The organism is Flavobacterium sp. (assembly GCF_043773265.1).
Taxonomy (GTDB): domain Bacteria; phylum Bacteroidota; class Bacteroidia; order Flavobacteriales; family Flavobacteriaceae; genus Flavobacterium.
This window is the reverse complement of sequence record NZ_JAYVFH010000057.1, coordinates 1-5,656: the sequence shown is the minus strand read 5'-3', so window position 1 is coordinate 5,656 and position 5,656 is coordinate 1. Positions and strand designations below refer to the sequence as shown.

5 protein-coding genes and 1 pseudogene are annotated in these 5,656 nt (G+C 28.9%); 1 reads left to right on the top strand and 5 read right to left on the bottom strand.

Annotation, left to right across the window (positions count from 1 at the left end):
• The 3 genes from ACH2BO_RS02990 to ACH2BO_RS02980 all read right to left on the bottom strand — a co-directional run.
• On the bottom strand, positions 1-1,386 hold a 1,386-nt coding region (locus ACH2BO_RS02990; protein WP_395043274.1), incomplete at its 3' end, for an MFS transporter.
• A gap of 30 nt (positions 1,387-1,416) precedes the next feature.
• The gene (locus ACH2BO_RS02985; RefSeq protein ID WP_395043273.1) at positions 1,417-2,694 is read right to left on the bottom strand and encodes a hypothetical protein; all 1,278 of its coding nucleotides are present in this window, start codon (positions 2,692-2,694) and stop codon (positions 1,417-1,419) included.
• Positions 2,695-2,792: 98 nt separating this feature from the next.
• Positions 2,793-3,212: an IS1 family transposase gene (locus tag ACH2BO_RS02980; protein WP_395043272.1), complete on the bottom strand. Its 420-nt coding sequence runs from the start codon at positions 3,210-3,212 to the stop codon at positions 2,793-2,795.
• A gap of 246 nt (positions 3,213-3,458) precedes the next feature.
• On the opposite strand from ACH2BO_RS02980, the gene ACH2BO_RS02975 reads away from it, so the two are divergent.
• Positions 3,459-3,683: a hypothetical protein gene (locus ACH2BO_RS02975; protein ID WP_395043271.1), complete on the top strand. Its 225-nt coding sequence runs from the start codon at positions 3,459-3,461 to the stop codon at positions 3,681-3,683.
• Positions 3,684-3,882: 199 nt separating this feature from the next.
• On the opposite strand, the pseudogene ACH2BO_RS02970 reads toward ACH2BO_RS02975, so the two are convergent.
• Together ACH2BO_RS02970 and ACH2BO_RS02965 are read right to left on the bottom strand one after the other, a co-directional pair.
• Positions 3,883-3,993, bottom strand: a pseudogene (locus ACH2BO_RS02970) (acetyl-coenzyme A synthetase N-terminal domain-containing protein); the annotation flags it as partial.
• A gap of 14 nt (positions 3,994-4,007) precedes the next feature.
• On the bottom strand, positions 4,008-5,656 hold a 1,649-nt coding region (locus ACH2BO_RS02965; RefSeq protein WP_395043270.1), incomplete at its 5' end, for an ATP-binding protein.

Genomic DNA, 5,656 nt, shown 5'->3' with positions numbered 1-5,656 from the left:
AGGAAGTAATCCACCAAAGATACCATTTCCTACGTGATAAGGCAACGACATTGACGTATATCTAATTTTTACTGGAAACATTTCAACTAAGAAAGCCGCAATTGGTCCATAAACCATCGTTACAAAGATAACTTGAATAAAGACTAGAAATACAAGCCACCATTTGTCGCTGCTGTTAATTGTTTTGGTAACTTTTGTTTCGATTTTGTCTTTTCCTTTATCGTCAAGCATTAATTTGCCATTTTCAAAATGTTTGGTTTTAATTTCTTCAACCTTTGTTCCGTCTGCAAATGATTTATTTGTGGTGTAAATAGAATCTAATTTTGTTGCATCAATTTCTTTTATTGAAGGTACAATTTTAGTTTGGTCAACAATTTCGGTTTTTAAAGCCAAATCTGTAGTTTGATACATTGCTCTATAAATTGGTCTGTAAGCTAATATTGCAATCAATAAACCAGACATCATAATTGCTTTTCGACCTACTTTATCACTCAACCAACCAAAGAATACAAAAAATGGTGTTCCGCAAATTAGAGCAATTCCTAAAAGTGTATCAACTTGAGTAGAATCGACAGACATTACTGTTTTCAAGAAACTCATAGCATAAAATTGTCCTGTGTACCACACAACTCCTTGACCCATTGTTGCGCCAAATAATGCAAGAAGAACAAATTTTAAATTATAACGGTTTCCGAAACTTTCTTTTAATGGATTGGTACTGGTTTTTCCTTCGGCTTTCGCTTTTGCAAAAACTGGAGATTCGTCCATATTTTTACGTATTAAATACGATACAAAAACCATTATTATAGAAACCCAAAACGGAACTCTCCAACCCCATTCGTCAAATGCTTCTTTAGATAATAATCCTTTAGTAATTAAAATTACCATTAAAGATACAAATAAACCAACAGTTGCTGTAGTTTGAATCCATGAAGTCCAATATCCTTTTTCGCCTTTTGGTGCGTGTTCGGCGACATAAGTTGCAGCTCCACCATATTCACCTCCAAGCGCTAAACCTTGAAGCAAACGTAAAATTAATACTAAAACTGGAGCCATAAAACCTATTGTTTCGTAACTTGGAATACAACCTATTAAAAAAGTTGCGCCGCCCATAAGCATTAAAGTTACCATAAAGGTATATTTTCTTCCTATTAAATCGCCTAGTCGTCCGAAGAATAATGCGCCAAATGGACGTACTACAAAACCGGCAGCAAATGTTGCTAGTGTTGAAAGAAATGCTGCGGTAGGATTATCTGACGGAAAGAATTTTGTTGATAATACTACGGCTAAACTTCCGAATATATAGAAATCATACCATTCGATCATTGTTCCCATTGAGGAAGCGGATATTACTTTCCAGATTCCTTTTGATGATTTATCACTCATGTTTTTATAATTTTTAGTTGGTTTAAATTTTTAGAATGAATAAGCACAAGAGATCATTGCTCTTAAATTACCCAATTTTTTTTCGTTATTTTCAATAGAAAAATCAGATTTTAAATCACCCCAAGTTGCTTTGGTGTATTCAATTTCTGGTGTAATTCTGAATTTATTTTGTTTAAAATCTACTCTTCCTGATGCTCTCCAAACATTGTCGACACCTCTTGTTGCTGTATTTCCTCTAGTATAAAAAGCTGTTGCTCCATCAACTCCAGTTCCGTGATTTTTAGTATATCCAAAGAACAATCCTGGTGCCGTTTTCTTATTATTGCTTGCCAATTCTACCCAAAAAGCTGTTGTTTTAGAAACTTCATATTTTTCAACTTGACCTGCAATTGTATAACCTGCAATTCCACCCAACATAACCATATTGTTTAAGTTTCCTCCTGAAATTCCGTAAGCTTTAAAGTAAAACTTATCATTAGAATATTTAAAATAACCCATTACAGAAGTGCTGTTAGCTTTTTCTGTAGTAACTAAATTATTAGAAACTGTTAATGGTTGAAGTGATTTATACTCTGCTCCAACACCAGCAATCCAATTTTTATTTTTAAATTGAAATTGACCGTGAAAAGTTGGTAAAGCCGAATTAGTTGAAGCTGAATTTTGAGTTCCAGTTGCAGCAGTTGGTGTAGTAAATTCTCTTTCTTTATAAGCAGTTAATGCAAATGAGAATTCTTTAGAAAAATTTTGTTTTACTCTAACTTGTGATGCCCATCCAAATGGATTAAATAATATACCTGTATTGAAATTAGCAACTCCAGGAAATACTTCTGGAATAAAAGATGGATACCAAGTTTGTCCTAAAGTTAGTGAAGTTTTAGACCAATCTAGATTTATATGTGCGTGACGAATTCTGAACAAACCAATGCTACTTTCAGTATTTCCGAAGAAATCTCCTTCTAAAGTTCCTGAAGTTTTTGCGCCCCAAACATTTGGTCCTTTAACTTTTACTCCTAATCTACTAACAACAGATAAAAAATTAGATGCACCAACTTTATTAACATCTTCACCATTGGCGTCTAAAACTTCATCCAACGGATATAGATTTAAATTGTATTCTCTTACTTGAGCAGATTTTCTTGTATCCCAAATATAATCTGTTCTAATAAATCCATAAAGATTTACATCCCATTCTTTTTCTACTGAAACAACTTTTGCAGTTTGAACTTCTTGATTTGGAGTTGGACTTGGAGTTTGTGCATTTCCAATAAAGGAAAAGACAAAAACCGATAATAATATTGTTTTTTTCATAATTTAAAATTTGATTAGTTATAATTATTGGTTCGGCCAAATTCTACTTTTTTATCAATGAAAAAAATAATGATATATATTTGTGTAAATTGCTATAGTTAATCTTTAAATCGTTCCCATTTTATTAGCATAAATTTATCCCCAAGCTCTGTAATAATCATTCCAGCTCCTTTCAATTGATTCTTGTTTTTTAAAAACTCAACCAATTCTAAATGATTGTAAATCTTATAAGTTGGATGATAATCTGTATGATTGGGTTTAGTTACTTTATACTCTTTAACCCAATTACTAACAGTTACATGAGAAACACCAATAATACGTTCTATTTCTCTAAAACTTAATCCTTCAAGATATAATTGTAATGCTTTGGTTACATAGTAACTATGAATTTTTTTGCCTAATTTATTGACCGTAAAGTAATAATTACATTTTTTGCACAAAAACCTTTGCCTGCCTTTGATTATACCGCTTTTTACAATGTTATCACTTTGGCATTTTGGACAAGCTAAAATCTCCATATATATAAATTTTGCATAAATATACTAAATTAGCAAGTATTTAAAAGCTAAATATGTAATTTATTTGTCTTTTTTTTATATACATCTTAATTTTATTGGGTAAAAAATGCATTCTATATAATTTTAACCCAATTATTACAAAAAGGAAAATTATTCAAGTTCTAAACAAAATGAGATAAAAAGTTAATATTTTTTTGATAGCTTTTGATTTGTAGTCATAATAATTTGCATTAATTTGTTGTGAATATGGTTACAGAAGATTTGGCAGAACAAATGAATATGACTTCTCAAGCGGTAAATTGTGATGTATATGAATTTAATTTGGCAAACCTTACTCCCATTGATTCTTTAAAAATAAAACCTAAGCGTGTCAAGGAAAGCAAAATTACATTTGAATGCGAAATGGTACATTACTATTTTCTAGAAAATTATAAAAATGGTAGCGCTTGTATTGTTACTGGAAGATTGTAAAGATGCATTTAATCGATTCAGTTTTGTTGGAAAATTATAAAATAAATTTGAAAAATTATTAACCGGTTTCAAGATTAGCAGGTTCAAATTACAGTAAAATTGGAGAAATTTTCTCTTTAAAAAGAAATTAAAATGAAAACAGAAAAATTAGAAATAAACTGTGCCATGAAAACTCAACAACTTTATCCCATTTTTGTTACCATGTAAAGTTTTCATCGGCTATTTTATCCCAAAATTTTCTCGGCTCTCGAACCGATTTCTTGTACATATTGAAATAATTTTCTAAATTTTCTATTTTATAATAACTCATTATTTTTAAAAATATTAATTTGAAAGTGCCATTTTTAACTTGTCTATTTCTATTGGTTTTAATAAAAATCCAGAAAAATAATTTTTAAACTCAATATTGTCTTTAACAGAAATATCGGCTGTTAAACCAAATATTGGAGTATTTGAATTTCCGTTTAGACACATTCTTATTGACTTTGTAGCTTGATATCCATCTAATTCTGGCATGTGAATATCCATTAATATATAATCATATTTATTAGAATTTGATTTATCAATAGCTTCTAAACCATTAACTGCATGATCAACGGTAATTCCCCATTTTGACAGTAATTTAATGGCTATCAAAGCATTAATAGCATTATCTTCTGCTAATAATACATGTAATCCATTTAAATCTTTGTTTTTAAAAATTGTACTATTTTGAATAATTTTTTCTGATTTTTTTAATTTCAATTCAAACCAAAAAATTGTACCGCTGCCAATTTCACTTTCTATATAAATTTCGCTTTTATGCAAATGAATTAATTTTTTCACAATTGCAAGTCCAAGACCAGTACCTCCAATTTTTCTGGTTATAATATTTTTTAATTGAGAAAAACTATCAAATATTTTCTTAATGTTATTTTTTTCTATTCCTTCACCGGTATCCGAAATTTTAAATAATATAGTATCGTTGCTTTTATTTTTTTTAATGAGTTTAAGCTCTAATTTTATTTCACCACGTTCAGTAAATTTTATCGAATTTCCAATTAAATTTCCTAAAATTTGAGTAATTTTTGTCTCGTCCAATAAATAATAATCATTAATATTTGAATCTATAATTAAATTAAATTGTAATTTTTTTTCAATAGCTTGAAATTCATATGTTTTCCAAAAATTAGTTGTAAAGTGTTTAATATTAGTCGAATAAAGTTCTAATTTCATTTTTCCTAATTCTAATTTATTAAAATCCAGAATATCATTTATAATTTGCATTAAATGATTTGATGAAAATTTTAACGAATCGATTAAAATGAAATCCTCTTTATTAGAATTTTCGCTAAGCATAGATACAACCGTTGTTATAGCATTTAAAGGAGTTCTAATTTCATGACTCATTGTAGATAAAAATTCTTGTCTAACTCTAGCTTTTTCTTCAGCTCTATTGTTAATTTCAATCATTTCAGCACGTTCTTTATGAAGTTCTGCTTCTTTTTGCATGGTTTTCATTTGAACAAGCATATCATAATTATCAATAACTTTAAGTGTTTGTGTGTTAATTACGGCTTCTTTTTCTTTCAAATACTTTTCTAAATATTCTAATGCTATAATATGATTTGCTTCTAATCTATATATTGTATAAAATAAATAATAACATTTAAATTTTATGATGGTGATATTATATAAACGACATATTTCTAGACCTTTAGAGGCAACTTCTTTTGCTTTGTCGAGTTGATTTGATTCTAAATACAATTTACCCATTTTTTGATAAGCCATTGCCAAACCTAATCGTTCTCCCATATCTTGATGAATACGAATAGACTCATTAAATTCTTGCTCTGCTAAAATGTATTTTTTTTGTGCAAAAAGTACTTTTGCTTTTCCATATATTGCAAATGCCAATCCTCTAATATCTTGGGTTTGCTGTTTCATTTTTATCGATTTATTAATAATTTCTTCAGCAAGATTTATTTTTTCTT